We start from the raw sequence: 18,015 nt of genomic DNA on the forward strand, positions 1-18,015 counted from the left end.
AGGAGAGCAAATCTCGGAAGGCTGGTGTGAGAAACTCTCCAAAAGGGAGAAGGAAGCAGAAACCTAAGTCGTGAGTCTTAGGAATCCCCCGCTATAATCTCCGATGAGCGCGGTGGGAGGATGTCAAAAACCGACTGTTGGGCTGTGTCATGAATTTCCATGGTTTAGAATTCTCGCTTCGCCATCATACCTCAGTGGTCAGGTGCGCAATTTGAAGAAGGTGGGTTACGGCGCTTCCCAAGACTGATTGATAATCTCTCAAATCCTGGCCGCGCCTAACCCACCCTACGGAATATCTAGGGCTTTGCCTTAACCTAGGGTCATTTTGATGTGCTCCATAATTTTCTGCTTCCTAGCCTCTGAATATAAGGAAGGCTGCTGCTGAGGCAGTTGGGTAGTTTTCTCCAGGTGCTCCATGATTTTCTGTTTGCGTTGTTCTTCTGAAGTAGCCATAGTTAATATGTTGAGAAATATTGCATTACATTAACTTATGTTAAGATTACTCGGCTCAGATGGCAAGGTCAAATCCCCATATTCCCCTCAGGCTTTAAGCTGCTGGAGTTTTTGGGGTGCTAAACCCAGCATCTGTTGATATTTGTTGATTTTTGATATAATTAAAGTTTTTAAATGCAATCCCAAAGTTCTTCTCAATCAGCTGGTGGTTGCGATTGCGTTCGCGAAGCGGTTCCAAAGGAACATCCCATTATCCACAATCCCTGTCAAAAAATTTTTTTCTCAGCTTGATAGAGAGGATGCTTAGCAGTTATCAGCACTTTGTAACTTACCCAATTGATAACTGCTATAGAGAGTAATTCTATACTAAAAAAATGACCTATTATTAGCTTCGGAGATAAAACTAATGGTAGTGACGAAACCGAGAGCAGATCGGGTTGTTTTACATAACATTTCCTGGAAACAGTTTGAAAATCTGCTGCTAGATTTAGGTGACCATCGATCTGCTCGTTTAGCCTATGATTATGGTACCCTTGAGATTATGACTCCTTTAGCTGAACATGAATATTATAAAGAGGTGATTGGTGACCTAGTTAAGGAGCTGGCAGATGAACTAGATTTCGACTACGAAAGTTTAGGGTCAACAACCTGGCGGCGAGAGAGTAGCTTAGCTGGGGTAGAAGCAGATAATTGTTTTTATATCCAAAATGAAGCCGCGATTCGAGGCAGGTTGGACTTAGATCTCAACCAAGATCCCCCCCCAGATCTCGCTCTAGAAATTGATGTAACTAGTAAATCACTGCCTCGTTTGCCAATCTATTCTCGCTTGGGAGTCCCAGAAATCTGGTGCTATGATGCTGGCAAACTAACAATTTACTTACTGCAAGAGGGTGAGTATGTAGAACAAGCCAAGAGTAGGGTTTTTCCTGAGTTACCGATTCAAGAGCTTCCTAGTTTAATTGAGCGCCATCGGGCTAATGGGAGGCGGGCAATTCGGCGAGCAGTGCGAGATTGGGCAAGGAACTATTTTTAAAAGATTCGATATTTTTGGATAATAATATTTAAGTATTATTAATGTCAAGTAATAAAGAATTATAGCGTTGATAATACTTATAAAGTAAAGTCAAATTTATTCCCCCTACTCCCTACTCCCTACTCCCTACTCCCAAAAAGTAAGTAACTTATCCAATTCAAAACCGCTATAACTGCTATAGTTATAAACGGCAAACCATCAGATGCACTACCAATCAAAGTATGCCTAAGGCTGATGTTATTGGATTAGGACGCTCAGGTCTTGCAGCCGCAAGACTTCTAAGAAAAGAAGGTTGGGATGTCACTCTCAGCGATGCTGCTAGCCCTGAACGCATCGCTGTACGTTATACCCCAGAAGACTGGCAACACCAACAACAACAGCTTGCCAGAGACGGAATTAATCTTAAACTGGGTTATTCCCTAACCCTAGACTCTTCAGACTTACCCCAGCTGATTGTAGTTAGTCCTGGTGTTCCCTGGGATATACCAGTGTTAGTTGCGGCCAGGACCCAAGGCATTGAAACCATAGGGGAAATTGAACTAGCTTGGCGTTATCTCCAATCCTGTCCATGGGTAGGTGTTACTGGTACTAACGGCAAAACTACTACCACCTCCCTGATTGCTGCTATTTTTCAAGAAGCTGGTTTCCATGCCCCCGCCTGCGGTAACATTGGTTATGCCGCTTGCGAACTCCTCCTAGCACCAGAAATCACGGGTAAACCCCAGGAAACATCCCCAATCGATTGGGTAATTGGGGAAATCAGCAGTTACCAAATCGAATCTTCCAAAGACCTTGCCCCTCGTATTGGTGTCTTGACAACCTTGACTCCTGACCACCTCAGCCGTCACAAAACCCTGGAAAACTATTATGACATCAAGGCATCTTTACTGCGTCGCTCCCAGTTACAAGTTATCAATGGGGATGACCCTTACCTGGGTAATTTGGGAGTAAACTATTGGCCCGATGCCTATTGGATTAGTATCACAGCTGGTCAGGGGGACAGGAATTTTAAACCTTGGGCCTACATCCAAGATGACTGGGTGATAGCAGACTCAGAACCGATCTTGCCAGTGAAATCCTTACAGATGGTTGGAGATCACAATCGACAAAATTTATTAATGGCAGTGGCAACAGCACGATTGGCAGGAATTGATAAAAATGCGATCGCATCCGCCATTGCCAAGTTTCCTGGTGTTCCCCATCGCCTAGAAAAGGTGATTACCTGGCAGGGGATAGACTTCATCAATGATAGTAAAGCCACCAACTATGATGCGGCTCAAGTCGGTTTAGCCTCAGTAGCTGCACCCACTATTCTAATTGCTGGTGGTGAAGCCAAAGCTGGTGATGATACCAGTTGGATTGAGACCATTAAACTCAAAGCAGCGGTTGTCTTACTCATTGGTGAAGCTGCACCTGCTTTTGCGGCACGCCTTAAGGAAGCTAGCTATTCCAGTTACGAAATTGTGGAAACTATGGCGAAAGCGGTACCAAGAGCAGCAGAACTAGCTCAACAGTATAATTCTAGTGTTGTCCTGCTTTCTCCTGCCTGTGCTAGCTTTGACCAATACCAAAGCTTTGAACATCGGGGGGATGATTTCCGCAGGTTGTGTCAGGAGCACCTTACTACTATAGCAAAGGGAACAGGGAACAGGGAACAGGGAACAGGAACCCACCCCTAACCCCTCCCAGGAGGGGAACGGGAGTAGGGAATATGGCATCAAAAATTATCACAATTCCTACACGGATTGCTATATTTAGCCAGTAATTAACGGTAACGTCCATAATTGGAGAGCCATATTATGTCTAGCCAAAACTTTCGCAAGCCAGAATTTAGCAGAGAACTGCGCTTAGGACTAGTGGTTTATGGTGGAGTCTCTCTAGCCATTTATATGAACGGTGTTTGCCGCGAATTTTATAATGCAGTTCGCGGTAGAGGTATCTATAAACTAGTTAAAGCTCTTACTGATTCTGATATTATTGTTGATATTCTCTCAGGCACCTCAGCAGGAGGAATTAATGGGGTTCTGCTTAGCTACGCTTTGACCAATAGTAGTCAGGATGAAGTTATCGATTTTGAAAACTTTGCCCAAATTTGGCGGGAAAATGGCAACATCCGCAAGCTCATGCATAAACCTAGCATTAGTCAAAGTAAAAATGATGGGGAATCTATTTTAGATGGCAAGGGCTACTATCAAGATGCACTAGCTAAAGCCTTTGAGCAAGGGCAGATTAATAAAAAGAAAGCACCCTCCGACGAGTGGGTATCTTCGTTTAATGAATTAGATTTATTTGTAACAGGAACTGATGTTGTAGGACGGGTTGATACCGTTTTTGATGATACCGGACGGGTGATTGATCTTAAAGACCACCGCACTATCTTTCATCTCAAGCACCGTCAAGGTCGCAAAGAGCCCTTTAATCCCAATTTTAACCCAAACAATTCAACGGTTGAAGATACCTATCAAGCTCTGGCCAAACTGTGTCGTATTACATCGTGTTTTCCAGTTGCTTTCCCTGTAGTTACCGTTGAGTTAGATAATCCTAGCAATCAGGTCGATGCCAAGTTAGTAGAATGGGGAATCCTGAAGAATCGCAAGTTACCGGAAACCCCTCCAACGGGTGGGTATCAATTGCACTTTGTGGATGGAGGGGTGCTAGATAATCGGCCTTTCAGTTACACCATCAAAGAAATGTATTATCGTGCCGACTATTATCCAGTTGAGCGCAAGTTATTTTATATCGATCCCAGTCCAGATAATTTTGCTGGCAGCCAAAAGTTTAATCAGATGGCAAAGCCTGATGTCTGGGAGGTAATCCAGGAGTCGTTGTTAGGAATGCCGACCTATGAAAGTATTAGTAATGATTTGGGGTTAATCAAAGACCGTAACCAGAAAATCCAGCGCTACCAGTCTCTGCTAGCAGATGCGGAATCCCCCTTATTTGCCAAGGCTGACAACTCCCAACAGACAACGCTCCCAGTTGAGACGGGAATTTATTGGCGTAGTCGTCTGATTAGCTTACGCGATCGCACATTACCTCTAGTCTTGAGAATGTCTCAAGTCAGTAGCACCAAATCTTACCAAGAAACCTTAAACAACCAAGTCCTTTTAGATAAAATAGCTAAGCTACTGACCCAACACATTACTGAACCGGAAAAACGGAAAAATAACGACATTATTATCCAAGACCCTAGTCAACAGATTAGCAATATCGATATCGAATATGCCTTAAGAAAGCACTTCTATATCGTTAAAAAAGTTTGTCAGTTGATGAATCAGGAGCAATCATTATCAGAGTATAAAACCCTCCAATCCCTAGCTTTAAGGCTAGGTCGTCATATTAAACTCCTAGAAGTCATTAAAATAGCATTAACTAAGCTGTTAACTCATCCCCATATTAGTCAATCCTTCTATGATATGATATCATCCTTTCAAACTAATCACAGTTCGAAGTCTACGGATAATCTGCGTAGAGAGATTTACAACCGTCTAATTCGGTTATACCGTTTCTTGCTCGATGCTGAGGGGCTAGCAGAATTTGTACCACAAAACCATCAGCAATCTTATTTAGAAAAAGTCCCAGCCTATTTCTTGCAAAAATTACCAGAAGAAGCAGCAGAACAATTAGCCGCTAACTCTGAAACCCAGACAGTTGGAAAAACCACCATTGACTGGTTGCCCCAGCGGCGAATTTCCAGCATTTTTGAACAATTTAAGCAAAAAGTTAATCAAGTAGAGCAAGAACCAAATCAACTTCAAAAAATCTGGCTTGCTGAAAAATATAAAAATAACATTAATGAAAATAATGGTAACGAATACTCCTCGGTTTTGTGTAAGATAGAGGAAGCATCAGAGAAATTCATTGAACTAAGTGGGGTAAATCAGTCTGAAGAACTCTTGACTCGTTTTAAACGATTTCGAGAACTCGATAAAGTTCTGTATCCCTTTGAGTATCTATCTGAAATTGAGGAAAAAAATCTGATCGAGACGATTCGGATTAGTCCAGATGATGCTCAGCTGGGTTTTGGTAAAGGGCAAAAGTTAGATAGTAAACTGGCGGGAAATACCTTAAATGCTTTTGGCGGTTTCTTTAAGAAGTCGTGGCGTTCTAATGATATTATGTGGGGGCGCTTAGACGGATTAAACCGGATAGTTGAAGCTTTACTTACTCCTGAGGGGATTGCTAAGTTTCCTAAGTTTTTGAAACGACAAGCTCAAGAATATAACATTCCTGAAGCGGGAGAAGAATTTGATCAGTTTAAAGAACAGTACTTAGATTTTTTAATTCAAGAGTCTTTCCCTAACGCTACCGCTGATCACCAGGATAAAATTAAAGGTCATCTACGTAAGCTGGCGACTCCTAATCCAGATCTTTCTGAGGCTGATATCAAAACAATACTGGATGATTTAGTGTTGGAAGGACATCGTGATATTCTCAGCACTGACCTACAGAATGTGATTGAAGATGAAATTTCTGAACAACTAGAGTGGAGTAACCAGCGAGTTCAACCTGCTGCTCCTAACGATAGTCAAACCACAAATCTAACCACAAGTCCAACCACCAAACCCCAGTATAGTCTAGTTGAGGGTAGTTTTAGTGAAACCATTAGTCTACTAGCAGCTCAGGAATTAGCTAGGAAAAGCATTGACTCCTTACCCCAGGGTAAAGAAACGTTCTTTCTCAACCATTACCAGGTGGGTTCAGAGACATTCTCAAATGATATTCCCACTACTATCCTAACAAATCTCGCTACCCGAGCTGCCCTGATTGTGCGAGATATGCTGATCACTGTATTAGGCGATCGCACTCCAGGCTTCGGTAGTAGTTTGATCTATCAAGTCTTGAATAAATCCTTACAACTATTTTATTGGTGGCAACAGATTACCCAATCATCAGGGATTAAAAAGGGTGATGGTAGTCGCCAGAAGTTGATTTCCCTGGTAGTGCAAGTAGCCTTGTTGCTGATTGCTGTCCTGTCTGTGGTTATTATCATATATCGGTCATGGATATGGTTTGCGATCGCATTTCTGACTGGCCTGTTGTCTTGGCTTTTAGGGAATCCTTGGAAAGCTATAAAAGAACGATTAATTATCAAGAATTAATTATCAAGTATGTGTGTGTTGACGTAGCGATTCTCCTTTGGAGACACTACGTCAACCCATAGCTGTTTTCCCCATCTCCCGCTAACCATTTCGGGCAAAGCCCGACGCTGCGCGAACGGGTATACAGCGGTTTGCAATTCAATTAGGTACAAAGTTCTGGGTTTTTAGGGAGCAGGGACTGAGGCCGTGGGCCACGCGGGGCGCGTTCGGAGCAGGGAGCAGGTAAGAGGGAATAGGGAATAGGGAAAAAATTCAGTGTACTTGATAGTTATGCAAAGCGCCGTAACGGGAGGGGAATTGGAGTTGAATGATGGGCAATAGTTCGGGACTAATCACAATTACCAATTACCAATTACCAAGATCACTAAAAAGATTGCTGCATCGCTTTGAGTTGCTCTAGCTGTTGATGTTGTTGCTTTATTTGCAGTGACAGGGAATCACACACTAGCTCACATAGCTCAAAGATAAAGGGATTAGCTATTTGGTAAAAGACATTGATTCCTTGTTGATTGCGAGTGACAATCCCTGCTTTAGCCAGGATTTTTAAATGCTTGGATACATTGGCCTGACCTAAGCCTGTTTGTTCGATAATTTGAGTAACATTTTTTGAGCCTGACTTCAGACAACAGATAATCTGCAAGCGACTTACTTCAGATAAGACTTTAAAGAAATCAGCGATCAGAGTCAAGGAAGTAGGGGATAACTGGGATATCTCACAGTCTGGAGGTTGCTCACTCCTCAGAGATGATTTTGGCAAAGAACTTTTAAGCATAATAGATTGGCTGACAGTGGTAATCAAGGCTAGGCTTTATCTATTATATTATTATACGGTAGTTTTAGGGCTGATTGACTGACAAAACTCCTAAAACCCTTGATTTTATCTAAAACCATTACCAGGGTTGGGTTTCACTACTGATTTGCTCGCTTGTCTAACCACAAAACTTGGTCGAGCCAGCGAGCTTTGATAAACCGCTTCTGCAAATCCGATAGATCAATCGCATCAATCAACCCACCTATCTCTTCTTTAAATTTTTCCCGATAAGACCGTTTTTTTTACATGATTCACTCGTCCTGTTTACTTTAGAGGATGCCCCAGAACTATACCCCACTGTTATGGATGAAAGAAACACCTTGACAATGGTTAGGTAGATCCATCGATTGTGTTTGGGGATTCATCACCCCAGTTATAACCGGGAATTAAGACAACGTGGGTAAGGAGAAATTCTCAAGTTTCGAGTATAGTTTAATCGGGGAAATAATACCCTTTTTTTCATAGTGGTCATGGGAATTTGGCGGAAGCGAGCCAAGCAGCGCACTACCTCACAGGCTAGAAGCCTGTGCCACGCTACTTGAGGTGCTACCAGCTTAAGCGCTACGCGCACGCTACGCGAACAGCTAAAGTCTAGCGGTTTTTATCCTAATGAGGTACACATAATTTTTGTCCTGTTCCCTCTTCTGATTTCCCTGTTCGCTGTTCCCTATTCCCTAAAACCAGAAACTCTGTACCTCACCACATTAAAAGCCGCTAGACTTTACTCTCCTCCGGATACTTTATCAAGGCAACTTTCCAACAGGTCGAGCATTTCTGTTAGCCATTTTCTAGCACTTTCTTCAGTTTCAAAATAGCGATTGGCATAGTCACCCACATCTTTCCAGGGAAAGGAGCGAGAAGCCAAAGCAACCCTTCCTTCGGTAATTATGGTACGATGCCACTTGGCAAGTTCTGGATTGTTGCAGCCAAGAACTACCTCTTCATCACTTTTACCTTCAAAATCAGCTTCAGCAAACTCCCCAGCAAGAAAACTGTAGAGATTTTCGTAGTTAGGTTTTTGGCTCATGGGTAGATTTTTAGTGTATATTTAATTGCTAATGTTGAGTAATGACTAAATATTAGATAATTAGAGACTGAAGATTCAATAAATACAAGATATTATAGTTTAAGCAAGGGTCAGTCTAAACTATAATATCTACACTATAAAATCTACAATCCCCTGAGCAGTTATCTAGCGGGATATGACGTAAGAAGTAAGCAATCTCCCTTTGCTGTTTTTTCCATAACCACACGCAACTTCCTACTATTAGAAATATTGCTCAGAGAAGCAGGACGGCTAGCCACACGACCAACTACGTCCCTAGCCCTATAGTTAACAGCTCGCTTCTCACCTATACCAGCATCAAGAACCCAACTATTTAATCTATTCCGGTTGGCTCTCAAAGCAGCTTTAATATTAGTGGCAGCAGTTTCCAAATCGGGATAGGTGCTAGCTGCGCTGATTCTGGGAGCATTAATTAATCGGTCTACTAGTTGTTGATCACTTTTACCAACATGGCGATCAATGGTGTGACCACCAAGGTACTCCTGTCGTTGTAACCAGTCGGAGGTAAAATTACTCGGCACGCATTGCGCAGAAGCTGATTGACTCACGCAGAAACCCTGTACAACAGTCAAAACAGCCAAGAATCCAGCACTCTTGGCTAGGGATTTTTTCCAATGGGTAAGCATTTTATAATCTTTGTTTTTACCTACTATTCCCAGCAGCTTTTTAATTGTAACATCCTGAGCGACTGCATCAAGACAATGAAAGGAGGGTGAATTGGCGACTGACTGTATCAGGGATGAGCTGATTGCCCTCAAAGCTGTATAGAGTAAAATTTTGGTGATTGTATACTAATTTTGGTCAAGTCAACCTATGTCTGATCAAGAAATTCGGCCAGAAGCGCAACCGTTAATCGATCGCTGTATAGATGGGAAAACTAAGGACTTTTTGGAGATAGGGAGAATTGCTGGTCTTAATACAACATCCGATTGTGCAGGCGCTGATCTCAGCGGTGCTAATTTGAGTAATGTTAACCTCAGCAGTGTCAATTTGAGTGGTGCTAACCTTAGCCTTGCTAAACTCAACGGGGCTAATTTATATGGTGCTAATTTATTGGGAGCTAACTTGTTCCGTACTGACCTGAATGATGCTAATCTTAGTGATGCTAATCTTAGTGATGCTAATCTCAGCGAGGCTATCCTCAGTCGTGCTATTCTCAGCAGTACCAATCTCAGTTCAAATAAAAATACTATATAAGTTCTGATTATGTCTGAATTTACTCCAGAAGAATGGGGAAAAATCCGAGAAACTTTGGCTGACGATCCCACTAAGTATGGATTGCCTAAACGGGAATATGGCTCGGTGGTGTTGGGGTCATTTAATATCAGAAAACTGGGGAGGGTAACTAACCGCAGTCCTGAAACCTGGGATTTTTTGGCTCATGTGTGTAAGCACTTTGATTTGCTGGCTATCCAAGAAATTATGGATAACCTGAGTGGTTTCCAGGAGTTGAAGGGGCGGATGGGGTCAGAGTTTGGTACGATTGTGTCTGATCGAACTGGGGTGTTTCCTAATGAACCAGGATTAGGGGAAAGACTGGGATTTATATATAATTGGTCGATGGTTCAGCGGGGTGAAGTGGTCTCAGATATTTCTTTTGACCGTACTAAGGTGTTAGAAACCTTGGCTCGTAACTATGATCATATCAATCAGGCTATCTTACCCTATGTGGACTATCTAAAAGAACTGGATCAGTGGAACTCAAATCAGTTAGGAAAACGCCCTCAGAAGCCGAATGTTAAGATGCCAGTGTTTCTAACCTTTGCTCGCCAACCGTTCTGTGTCAGCTTTAGAATTGTTGGTCATCCTGGTACTAACCCCTATGAGTTGATGGCGGTTAATGCTCATCTGTATTTTGGTAACTATATCTCAGATCGCCGTCAGGAATTTGATGCACTGATGGCATGGATATTAGGACGGTTTATCGAACATGATCGAGCGTATTATCCCAATTTTATCTTATTAGGAGATCTGAATTTAGATTTTGATAATCCTACTACAGACCGTGACCGGATTGAAAAGCATATCAAGATGTTTAATGCTAAGGTAAAAGGGGAAGCAAATGTTAATTTTCCGTTCTTAGACCCCCATCCAAAGACAAAGCAATTCTTGCGCACCAATGCTAGATTTACGGAAACTTTTGACCAAATTGGTTTGTTTAATTGGGATCAGCGTCTTCCTACTTATAAGGAAAATTCCTCTATGGGGGAAAACCCACGAGGACCGGATTATGGTGTTTTTAATTTTGTTGAATTGTTTAGTGATGCCTTGTACAACCGAGGGGTTAGTGAGTTATCACTATCCGAGAAGAAGGCATTTTTTCGACGGTTTGAACATGAGGTAAGTGACCATTTACCGTTGTGGTTACGACTGCCTTTGCCGGATTGAAGTTGCTGATCATTTGGCTAGTTTGGTTAATCAATGCTTGTAAACAGCAGATCTTATCTTCGGAAAACTGCCCTTTGGTGAGTTCAGGAGTAATGTTAATGGCAAAATCAACAATATGACTAGGGATTTCTGGGGGTAAATTACCAACTAGGTCACGATTGTCTATCAGTGAATCCCGTCTGTTGTTATGGTAGGTCATGATTATTGATACGATTCTTAGTTTGTGTTACTAAGCTAATTAATAGTTAACTATAGTAAAACCGTATTTTTAACTAAGTTAGGGAACGGGGATTGGGGAAGTTTTAGGAAATGGGGAGATGGGGAGATAGGGAGATGGGGAGATGGGGAGATGGGGAGATAGGGAGATGGGGAGATGGGGAGATGGGGAGATGGGGAGATAGGGAGATGACTAGAAATTTGCCATTATTCTGGCGTTGCTTAGAGGATATCTGAAAAGTTTTTTGATACTGAATTTTGCCCCCCTAGCCCCCCAAATTTGGGGGGAACAAGAATCAATTTGATGGTAAAAGTCCCCCGAGCGAGGGATTGCTCGCTCGGGGGATTTAGGGGGCTTGGATGTAGTAAATGAGACTTCTCAGACAACCTCTTAATAATGGAATGATTTTAAGAGTAGGTGCGCTTTCCAATGGGTGAGTAAATCGCCCTTGGGTCGCACCTGTGGAATGGGCATCAGGCGTGGAACTGGCATCTTGCCAGTTTCAATATATTTTCGGGCAGGCAGGATGCCCACCCCACTCATATTCATTCTTTGATTCAGCAATGCCATTATCCTAGCTATTAAGGGTTGAGCATTAACGGTCAACTGTCAACACTCAACCCTTAACACTCAACCCTTAACACTCAACCGTCAACGTTCAACGTTCAACTTTCAAAACTCTTCTAAGCGTTTTGAGAGGATCCCTTCTTTTTACCCAGCAGCAAGCTAGCACCGAGCACACTTAACCCTAAAATAGTAGCAGGCTCGGGAACTTTACCCACTTTAGCGTAAGTGACACTACCTTCTCCAGAACCGAGAAAGAAATCACCGTAGGTAAAGAAGTCGCCTCCTATGCGGTCATTGTCTTCGTCACGGATTTCAAAGGGAAAATCGAAAGTGAACAAACTGGGAACAAAATTCAATCCCAGAAGCTCTCCATCCTGAAAATCAACGTAGGGACCTACAGGAAACAAGAAATCATCTTCTTCAGTGTAGGTGACACCATTAAAGTCGAAGACTACCGATAGGTCATCGTTTCGAGAGTTGAATCTTTCAAATCCGCTGTCAAATTGGAAGGTGTCATCATAGGTAAAATACCCCTGATAAGAGTTGCCAGCTAAATTCCCTGTCTCTACATCTACGGTAAAATCATACTTGATAGTTGCAGCAGAGACGGGTTGGGTTGGCATTACAGCTAGACCCAAAGCCACACTAGCGGCTGCCAAAACCCCTGATTTATGGAAGATATCAGCCATTATAAAATTCTCCTTGTTTCAACCTGGTAGAGCGTCTTGAATCAAGCGCTAGTCTTTTAAAACTCTATTAGTTTTAAATAAAGAGGTTAATATTAGTTTAATTTTCCACAAATTTATGATTAGTTTAAGAGCTGACAGTAGACTTTCACAAAAAATTGAGAGCCTAGGAATTTATTAACCAATTCTTAACGTAAAATTAACGTTTTGTTGGACTTACTTTCATGATTTACTCCTAGACTATTTAGCGCGCTATCCAACAACCTTGGACAACACTGTGTGTTTACCGTCGCTGCCAATGGCGACCTCTTCCTCTGTGAAGATGGTTCAGCAAACCCAATTCATCGTCATAGTTACTCAGGAAGGTCAGCTCTACAAGTTCGGTGCTAACGCCCTCAATAAGCATTAGTTTGGTGGAGCCTGGGTATCGCCAGACTGTTGTTACTTGTTTGTCAATGTTTAGAAAGGCTATATAATCATTGTAAAAAACTAGGTAAGTCTATTTAGCTAAGCCTAGGTTTTGTGAAAGGAAAAAGGTAACGTTATATATAAAGATTAGATAAAGATTTATAGTATTGCCTTTATATATTACTCCAATATCAACCAAGGGTAATACCAATTAATCAAAAACTGCTATAGTCAATAAGCACCCAGGTGTTTGGGAAAGTAAAACTGGAAATTCATCAACAAAAACTGTTTAATTTAGTTTAATATAGTGGGGGGTAAATCATGCAAACGGGCGTTAGAACTTTATCGGCTTGGAGGAAGTTGAGAAAGGGTGAAATTAACTGTGAAACAGCCCTTAAACTCTTGGTTAACCCACAAGGAGAACTAAACGTTAACCTGCTGGATCGGGAAGTCAGCTCCCGGTTCTTTAAGCCATTCCCCAATCGCCAAGATTTACCCCCGGTGATTCCGCTGCTACTGTGGCGCAACTGTTATTACCTGGGTACCCCAGTCCAGTTATCCCCAGAGCAGATCAAAACATTAAGCGATCGCACTTTCAGCCAAATCAAAATTATTCCCATTGCACCCAAAAGCTACAAGCGATGGTACCACAGGGAAAACAATGATGCCAAATCTATCAGTTCCGTAGCCTTTGTCAATCCCCTTACGGGTGAGGTGGAACAAGAAGACATTACCGAAACCACAGAATTGTATCTTTCCCAAGCGGCTGACCAGATTGAGCGGATTAAAACCATTATCTCTGGAGCTCTGCGTAACCGCGCCAGTGATATTCACCTGGAACCGATGACTGATGGCTTAAGAGTCCGCTATCGCATTGACGGGATTCTTAGGGTTTGTAACAGTTCGCAAAAACATGCATATAGCTCCGACAATCTACCAGAATGTGTGCTAGATTAGAAACATGGCACTCATTCCACTCCGTAAGGCGGTCGAACTTACGGGACTCTCCAAAAACACCCTAAGGAAATATGCGGACGATGGGACGATCAAATGCGAAAAAACGCCGGGAGGAACAAGATTGTTCGATGTCGAAAGCTTGCTCACTTTCGGAAGAAGTTCAGCTAGCACTAGATCGGGTCAGTCTACGATTTGTTACTGCCGAGTCAGCTCCACCAAACAAAGAGACGACCTTGCTCGCCAAGTCGCCTATATGCACTCCCTCTTTCCGCAAGCCGAAATCATCTTTGACATCGGCTCAGGACTCAACTACAAAAGAAAAGGGCTTAGAGCCATATTGGAACGAGTTGTGCGCGGAGATCAGCTCACAATTGTTGTTGCCTGTAGAGACAGACTTACCCGATTCGGGTTTGAACTCATTGAGTACTTGGTCGGCATCAACGGTGGAAAAATCCTGGTTCTCGATCAACCTGAAAATTGTCCAGAATCAGAACTTACCGCAGATATTCTCTCCATCATTCACGTCTTCTCCTGTCGTGTCCACGGACTCAGGAAGTATGGGTCAAAAATCAAAAAAGATCCGGATATTCCTCAATGCTGAGCAACGATCTATTGTTCGCAAGTGGTTTGGAGTTTCCCGCTATGTTTTCAATAGAACCGTTAAAATGCTTGAAAATGGTGAAACCAAAGCTAACTGGAAAGCCATTAAAACCGACATCTTAAATAACCTTCCTGAGTGGTGTAAGACAGTACCTTATCAAATTAAGTCTATAGGGATAAAGGATGCCTGTATCGCTGTCAGGGAGGCCAAGAAAAAATACCAAAAGACTGGACAGATAAATCGGGTAAGATTTAGATCTCGTAAAAATCCTGTTCAGTCTTGCTACATACCCAAGTCTGCTGTCTCTAGCAAAGGGATTTACCATACAAAACTGGGTGAATTGACCTTCGCTGAAACACTTCCAGGCGAGTACGGAGATTGTCGATTAACTAGCACTAATGGGGACTATTATCTGACAGTCCCCCACAAGACTACTCAAGTAAAAACCGAGAACCAAGGTAGAGTAGTAGCCTTAGACCCTGGTGTGAGAACGTTCTTGACGTTCTTTAGCGAAAATTCTATTGGGAAAATTGGTTGTGGGGATTTTTCTCGGATTCAACGACTTTGCTCTCACCTTGATAGCCTTTTTTCAAAAATAAGTAAGGCAAAAAGAAAGCAAAAACGCCGAATGAGAAAAGCTGCCAGACGAATAATTATCAGAATTCAGAATCTGATTAACGAATTACATCACAAAGCTGCCCGCTTCTTAGTTAACAACTTCGACGTCATACTACTGCCCACTTTTGAAACATCTGAAATGGCAAAGAAGGGAAGCAGGAAGATCAGGTCTAAAACTGTTCGGAATTTGCTTTCTTTTGCTCATTATCGATTCAAAGAGTTTCTCAAGCACAAAGCCTTAGAAACAGGAAAAACAATGGTAGACGTCTGTGAAGCCTATACTAGCAAAACTGTTAGCTGGACAGGTGAATTGATCAATATTGGTGGCAGTAAGAAAATTAAATCAAAAATCGATGGGCGATCTATGGATCGTGACATTAATGGCGCTCGTGGGATATTCCTGAGGGCTTTGGTAGATACACCCTGGCTGAGAAATCAGCTTGCATTGGCGAGCCAAAATTGACTTTCTGGGAGATTCTGGTAGCTAAAAAGTATCGGTTAGCGACGGAAGATGTGAATGTAGTAACGGTGGAAGACCCAGTGGAGTATGTCTTACCTCGGATTACCCAGACCCAAGTGAATGAGGCAGCGGGGATGACCTTTGCGGCAGGGATGAGGGCAATTTTACGCCAAGACCCGGACATCATTATGGTGGGGGAAATTCGGGATGCTGAAACCGCTGAAACAGGGATTCGAGCTGCTTTGACCGGTCACTTAGTATTGACCACTCTCCACACCAATGATGCAGTTAGTGCTATTCCTCGTATTAAAGATATTGGTCCGGAACCGGGTTTAATCAGTGATGCCCTATTGGGAATAGTGGCACAGCGTTTGGTGCGCAAAGTATGTCCCCACTGTCAAGAACCTTATACCCCGACTTCTGAGGATTTGCGGAAGCTGAGTTTGAGGCCAGAGGAAGCTAATCTCAAAGGTTGGCGCAAAGGAAAGGGTTGCGCCAAGTGCTACAATTCCGGCTATTTAGGACGGGAAGCTATTGTGGAGTTACTGGATGTAGATGATACCGTACGCCAGTTGATTTATGAGGGAACTATGACTCAGTTGCACCGTTACCTGGATAAAATCAGTTTTTATTCCTTCCGGAAGGCAGCGATTGAAAAGGTAACCAAAGGGGTAACCACCCTAACCGAAATCTTACGAGTTCTACCCCACAGTGCTTTGTCCTGTAAGTCTCACGGTCAATTGGACAAGCCAAGAGCTGCTAAAGTGAAATCCCTAGATAAGATGGCTCCAAATAGGAGATACGGTTGATTGGCAACATTGCTGGGTAGGGAGTAGGGAGTAGGGAAAGAGAGGGAAGTGTGGGAGGTGTGGGAGGTGTGGGAGGTGTGGGGAGATGGGGAGATGGGGAGATGGGGAGATGGGGAGTCAGAACCCAAACCACTCGGGCTTTGTATCAAGACAGGGGTTGTGAAAATTGAATGTACTTCATTAATATGAGCACCGCCATACCAATAGCAAAAGATCTGCTGTAGGACTTACGCAAAAGTGCAAAAGTCCTGAATGTGCGAATATAAACAAGGATATTGAATTTTTCTGCCATGGTGCCAGTGGGCAGATTGTCTAGCTAAACCACACTGCTCAACCCATTGAATTGGTGGGATTCACCATTATCGAGAGAGTCAATTAAGGTAGTTGCATATTACTGGGGGAACTAATCAAAAGAGATTTCTACTGTGAAAGTAGAGACAGTTGGAAATCCGCAGATAATGTTTGACTTAACCTTTACTCGTAATTTAAGCGCTACACTAATTGTTGTGACTCTGCTTAGCCTGAGTTTATCTACCGTGCGTCATCATCCCCAAACCATGACGAAACAGAAACGATTCACTCCAATTGGAAACGCGATGAGAATGGGTTTAGTCATCAAGGGTCAACAACTTCGCTACCGTTAATTGGGTGTATCATAAATGATTAATTTTAAGGTCTTTGAACAAGCACGGCAAAAACATCCCCGCTCTGAAGCTATGCCATTTATGGCTGAGCTGAGACAACAGATGCGATCGCATCAGCCTTATCAAGGATTAAGACTATTACATCATATCCCCTTGACCATAGAAACTGTATTTAAAGTTGAACCGTTGCTGTTGGCTGGTGCGGAGCTTACCGTGTCTTGCCCTAATTTTATCCAGCCTAACCCAGAAGCAGTGGAAATTTTACTCAGTGCTCATGTTGAGGTTAATCTTGAAGGTAATTTTGAGGATAACTATGATATTTGTTTAGATCATAGTGGGGAGTTACCCACACTACTTAACCCTCGCGAAGGAGTGGTAGAGCTAACTAAACTTGATAACGATATCTATCAATCCTTAGATATTCCCTATCCCTTGATTTCTGTGGATGACAGTTTCCTAAAAACTATCGAAACGTTCTATGGCACGAGTAAAGCATTTGTCAAAGCCTTCCACCAGTTAACCAACGAGTCATTAGTGGATAAAAAATTGGTAATCTTTGGTTGTGGAAAAGTTGGAAAAGGACTCGTTAATGAATTATTAGGCTTAACCAAGGAGCTGGTGGTTGTCGAGAAAAATCCTAAGATTTTGGAACAGCTGAAAGCTAGAGGAATCAAAGGGTTACAAGCTGACGACCTGGATGGCATTAGGGCAGCACTCAAGGAGGCTTTTTGTGTTGTAACCTGTACGGGAGTTAATGGAGTACTCTCTAAGGAGTATGACTTAGACAAGGAAGATTTTAGTGGTAAGTATCTTGCCAACATTGGCGCAGAAGATGAATTTGGTGATAACTTCTCAGAGGCAGAAGTGCTTTTCAAAAAAGCTCCGATCAATTTTTCCTTAGCGGAACCTACTCCAGTTCAGACTCTCGACCCAGTGTTCTATGCCCATAACATAGCGATTGACTTAATTTTATCGAAGGAATTGGAACCCGGTTACCATTCATTCCCTAGTCATCTTGCCCAGGAAATAATAGAGAAATGGGTAAACTATCATGATCAAGATATAGCCTTTTTAAGGGAGTAGGGAGTAGGGAGTAGGGAGTAGGGAGTAGGGAGTAGGGAGTAGGGAGTAGGGAGTAGGGAGTAGGGAGTAGGGAGTAGGGAGTAGGGAGTAGGGAGAAGGGAGTAGGGAGTAG

General features: G+C 42.7%; 18 protein-coding genes. 12 read left to right on the forward strand and 6 right to left on the reverse strand.

The window, feature by feature from the left end; genetic code table 11:
• Positions 1-309: 309 nt before the first annotated feature.
• Positions 310-453, reverse strand: coding sequence for a hypothetical protein (locus F6K51_RS30205; protein ID WP_293027367.1), 144 nt, complete (start codon positions 451-453; stop codon positions 310-312).
• Between the two features lie 406 nt (positions 454-859).
• On the opposite strand from F6K51_RS30205, the gene F6K51_RS30210 reads away from it, so the two are divergent.
• The 3 genes from F6K51_RS30210 (at position 860) to F6K51_RS30220 (ending at position 6,588) form a co-directional block, all read left to right on the forward strand.
• Complete coding sequence (locus F6K51_RS30210) at positions 860-1,486, forward strand: Uma2 family endonuclease (protein WP_293027370.1); 627 nt, start codon at positions 860-862, stop codon at positions 1,484-1,486.
• Between the two features lie 221 nt (positions 1,487-1,707).
• Entirely contained in the window at positions 1,708-3,165 is a 1,458-nt protein-coding gene (gene murD / locus F6K51_RS30215; protein WP_293027374.1) for a UDP-N-acetylmuramoyl-L-alanine--D-glutamate ligase, read from the forward strand.
• A gap of 120 nt (positions 3,166-3,285) precedes the next feature.
• On the forward strand, positions 3,286-6,588 hold the full coding sequence (locus tag F6K51_RS30220) for a patatin-like protein (RefSeq protein WP_293027378.1): 3,303 nt from the start codon (positions 3,286-3,288) through the stop codon (positions 6,586-6,588).
• Between the two features lie 364 nt (positions 6,589-6,952).
• Here the strand turns inward: F6K51_RS30220 and F6K51_RS30225 are convergent, their stop codons facing one another.
• The 3 genes from F6K51_RS30225 to F6K51_RS30235 form a co-directional block, all read right to left on the reverse strand.
• Positions 6,953-7,360 (reverse strand): metalloregulator ArsR/SmtB family transcription factor, encoded by a 408-nt coding sequence (locus F6K51_RS30225; protein ID WP_293027382.1) that lies wholly within the window; start codon positions 7,358-7,360, stop codon positions 6,953-6,955.
• A 760-nt stretch (positions 7,361-8,120) separates the two neighbouring features.
• Positions 8,121-8,426: a hypothetical protein gene (locus tag F6K51_RS30230; RefSeq protein ID WP_293027385.1), complete on the reverse strand. Its 306-nt coding sequence runs from the start codon at positions 8,424-8,426 to the stop codon at positions 8,121-8,123.
• Between the two features lie 161 nt (positions 8,427-8,587).
• Positions 8,588-9,091 carry an RNase A-like domain-containing protein gene (locus F6K51_RS30235; protein WP_293027387.1) on the reverse strand — a complete coding sequence of 168 codons (504 nt, stop codon included), beginning with the start codon at positions 9,089-9,091 and terminating at the stop codon, positions 8,588-8,590.
• A gap of 187 nt (positions 9,092-9,278) precedes the next feature.
• Between F6K51_RS30235 and F6K51_RS30240 the strand changes: the two genes are divergently transcribed.
• From F6K51_RS30240 to F6K51_RS30250, 3 genes are all read left to right on the forward strand, one after another.
• Complete coding sequence (locus F6K51_RS30240) at positions 9,279-9,662, forward strand: pentapeptide repeat-containing protein (RefSeq protein ID WP_293027390.1); 384 nt, start codon at positions 9,279-9,281, stop codon at positions 9,660-9,662.
• Between the two features lie 9 nt (positions 9,663-9,671).
• Positions 9,672-10,853, forward strand: coding sequence for an endonuclease/exonuclease/phosphatase family protein (locus F6K51_RS30245; protein WP_293027393.1), 1,182 nt, complete (start codon positions 9,672-9,674; stop codon positions 10,851-10,853).
• A 309-nt stretch (positions 10,854-11,162) separates the two neighbouring features.
• The gene (locus F6K51_RS30250; RefSeq protein WP_293027395.1) at positions 11,163-11,306 is read left to right on the forward strand and encodes a hypothetical protein; all 144 of its coding nucleotides are present in this window, start codon (positions 11,163-11,165) and stop codon (positions 11,304-11,306) included.
• 447 nt (positions 11,307-11,753) lie between these two features.
• Here the strand turns inward: F6K51_RS30250 and F6K51_RS30255 are convergent, their stop codons facing one another.
• Positions 11,754-12,326: a PEP-CTERM sorting domain-containing protein gene (locus F6K51_RS30255; protein ID WP_293027398.1), complete on the reverse strand. Its 573-nt coding sequence runs from the start codon at positions 12,324-12,326 to the stop codon at positions 11,754-11,756.
• Positions 12,327-12,606: 280 nt separating this feature from the next.
• Positions 12,607-12,729 (reverse strand): hypothetical protein, encoded by a 123-nt coding sequence (locus F6K51_RS30260; protein ID WP_293027401.1) that lies wholly within the window; start codon positions 12,727-12,729, stop codon positions 12,607-12,609.
• 323 nt (positions 12,730-13,052) lie between these two features.
• On the opposite strand from F6K51_RS30260, the gene F6K51_RS30265 reads away from it, so the two are divergent.
• From F6K51_RS30265 to F6K51_RS30290, 6 genes are all read left to right on the forward strand, one after another.
• Positions 13,053-13,688 (forward strand): hypothetical protein, encoded by a 636-nt coding sequence (locus tag F6K51_RS30265; protein ID WP_293027404.1) that lies wholly within the window; start codon positions 13,053-13,055, stop codon positions 13,686-13,688.
• Between the two features lie 4 nt (positions 13,689-13,692).
• A complete protein-coding gene (locus F6K51_RS30270) occupies positions 13,693-14,289 on the forward strand; it encodes an IS607 family transposase (protein WP_293027407.1) in 597 nt (198 codons plus the stop codon).
• Positions 14,246-15,370: a transposase gene (locus F6K51_RS30275; protein ID WP_293027410.1), complete on the forward strand. Its 1,125-nt coding sequence runs from the start codon at positions 14,246-14,248 to the stop codon at positions 15,368-15,370. Before F6K51_RS30270 ends, F6K51_RS30275 begins: the two co-directional genes overlap by 44 nt.
• The gene (locus tag F6K51_RS30280; RefSeq protein WP_293027413.1) at positions 15,367-16,176 is read left to right on the forward strand and encodes an ATPase, T2SS/T4P/T4SS family; all 810 of its coding nucleotides are present in this window, start codon (positions 15,367-15,369) and stop codon (positions 16,174-16,176) included. Before F6K51_RS30275 ends, F6K51_RS30280 begins: the two co-directional genes overlap by 4 nt.
• A gap of 425 nt (positions 16,177-16,601) precedes the next feature.
• Positions 16,602-16,820: a hypothetical protein gene (locus tag F6K51_RS30285; RefSeq protein ID WP_143727892.1), complete on the forward strand. Its 219-nt coding sequence runs from the start codon at positions 16,602-16,604 to the stop codon at positions 16,818-16,820.
• A 15-nt stretch (positions 16,821-16,835) separates the two neighbouring features.
• Positions 16,836-17,903: an NAD-binding protein gene (locus tag F6K51_RS30290; protein ID WP_293027418.1), complete on the forward strand. Its 1,068-nt coding sequence runs from the start codon at positions 16,836-16,838 to the stop codon at positions 17,901-17,903.
• Positions 17,904-18,015: the final 112 nt, after the last annotated feature.

The sequence above is a fragment of the Moorena sp. SIO3I8 genome (genome assembly GCF_010692325.1).
Taxonomy (GTDB): domain Bacteria; phylum Cyanobacteriota; class Cyanobacteriia; order Cyanobacteriales; family Coleofasciculaceae; genus Moorena.

Coding starts and splice junctions, on each gene's coding strand:
- F6K51_RS30205 (WP_293027367.1), bottom strand. CDS start 453: ATGGCTACTTCAGAAGAACAACGCAAACAGAAAATCATGGAGCACCTG.
- F6K51_RS30210 (WP_293027370.1), top strand. CDS start 860: ATGGTAGTGACGAAACCGAGAGCAGATCGGGTTGTTTTACATAACATT.
- murD (WP_293027374.1), top strand. CDS start 1,708: ATGCCTAAGGCTGATGTTATTGGATTAGGACGCTCAGGTCTTGCAGCC.
- F6K51_RS30220 (WP_293027378.1), top strand. CDS start 3,286: ATGTCTAGCCAAAACTTTCGCAAGCCAGAATTTAGCAGAGAACTGCGC.
- F6K51_RS30225 (WP_293027382.1), bottom strand. CDS start 7,360: ATGCTTAAAAGTTCTTTGCCAAAATCATCTCTGAGGAGTGAGCAACCT.
- F6K51_RS30230 (WP_293027385.1), bottom strand. CDS start 8,426: ATGAGCCAAAAACCTAACTACGAAAATCTCTACAGTTTTCTTGCTGGG.
- F6K51_RS30235 (WP_293027387.1), bottom strand. CDS start 9,091: ATGCTTACCCATTGGAAAAAATCCCTAGCCAAGAGTGCTGGATTCTTG.
- F6K51_RS30240 (WP_293027390.1), top strand. CDS start 9,279: ATGTCTGATCAAGAAATTCGGCCAGAAGCGCAACCGTTAATCGATCGC.
- F6K51_RS30245 (WP_293027393.1), top strand. CDS start 9,672: ATGTCTGAATTTACTCCAGAAGAATGGGGAAAAATCCGAGAAACTTTG.
- F6K51_RS30250 (WP_293027395.1), top strand. CDS start 11,163: ATGGGGAGATGGGGAGATAGGGAGATGGGGAGATGGGGAGATGGGGAG.
- F6K51_RS30255 (WP_293027398.1), bottom strand. CDS start 12,326: ATGGCTGATATCTTCCATAAATCAGGGGTTTTGGCAGCCGCTAGTGTG.
- F6K51_RS30260 (WP_293027401.1), bottom strand. CDS start 12,729: ATGCTTATTGAGGGCGTTAGCACCGAACTTGTAGAGCTGACCTTCCTG.
- F6K51_RS30265 (WP_293027404.1), top strand. CDS start 13,053: ATGCAAACGGGCGTTAGAACTTTATCGGCTTGGAGGAAGTTGAGAAAG.
- F6K51_RS30270 (WP_293027407.1), top strand. CDS start 13,693: ATGGCACTCATTCCACTCCGTAAGGCGGTCGAACTTACGGGACTCTCC.
- F6K51_RS30275 (WP_293027410.1), top strand. CDS start 14,246: ATGGGTCAAAAATCAAAAAAGATCCGGATATTCCTCAATGCTGAGCAA.
- F6K51_RS30290 (WP_293027418.1), top strand. CDS start 16,836: ATGATTAATTTTAAGGTCTTTGAACAAGCACGGCAAAAACATCCCCGC.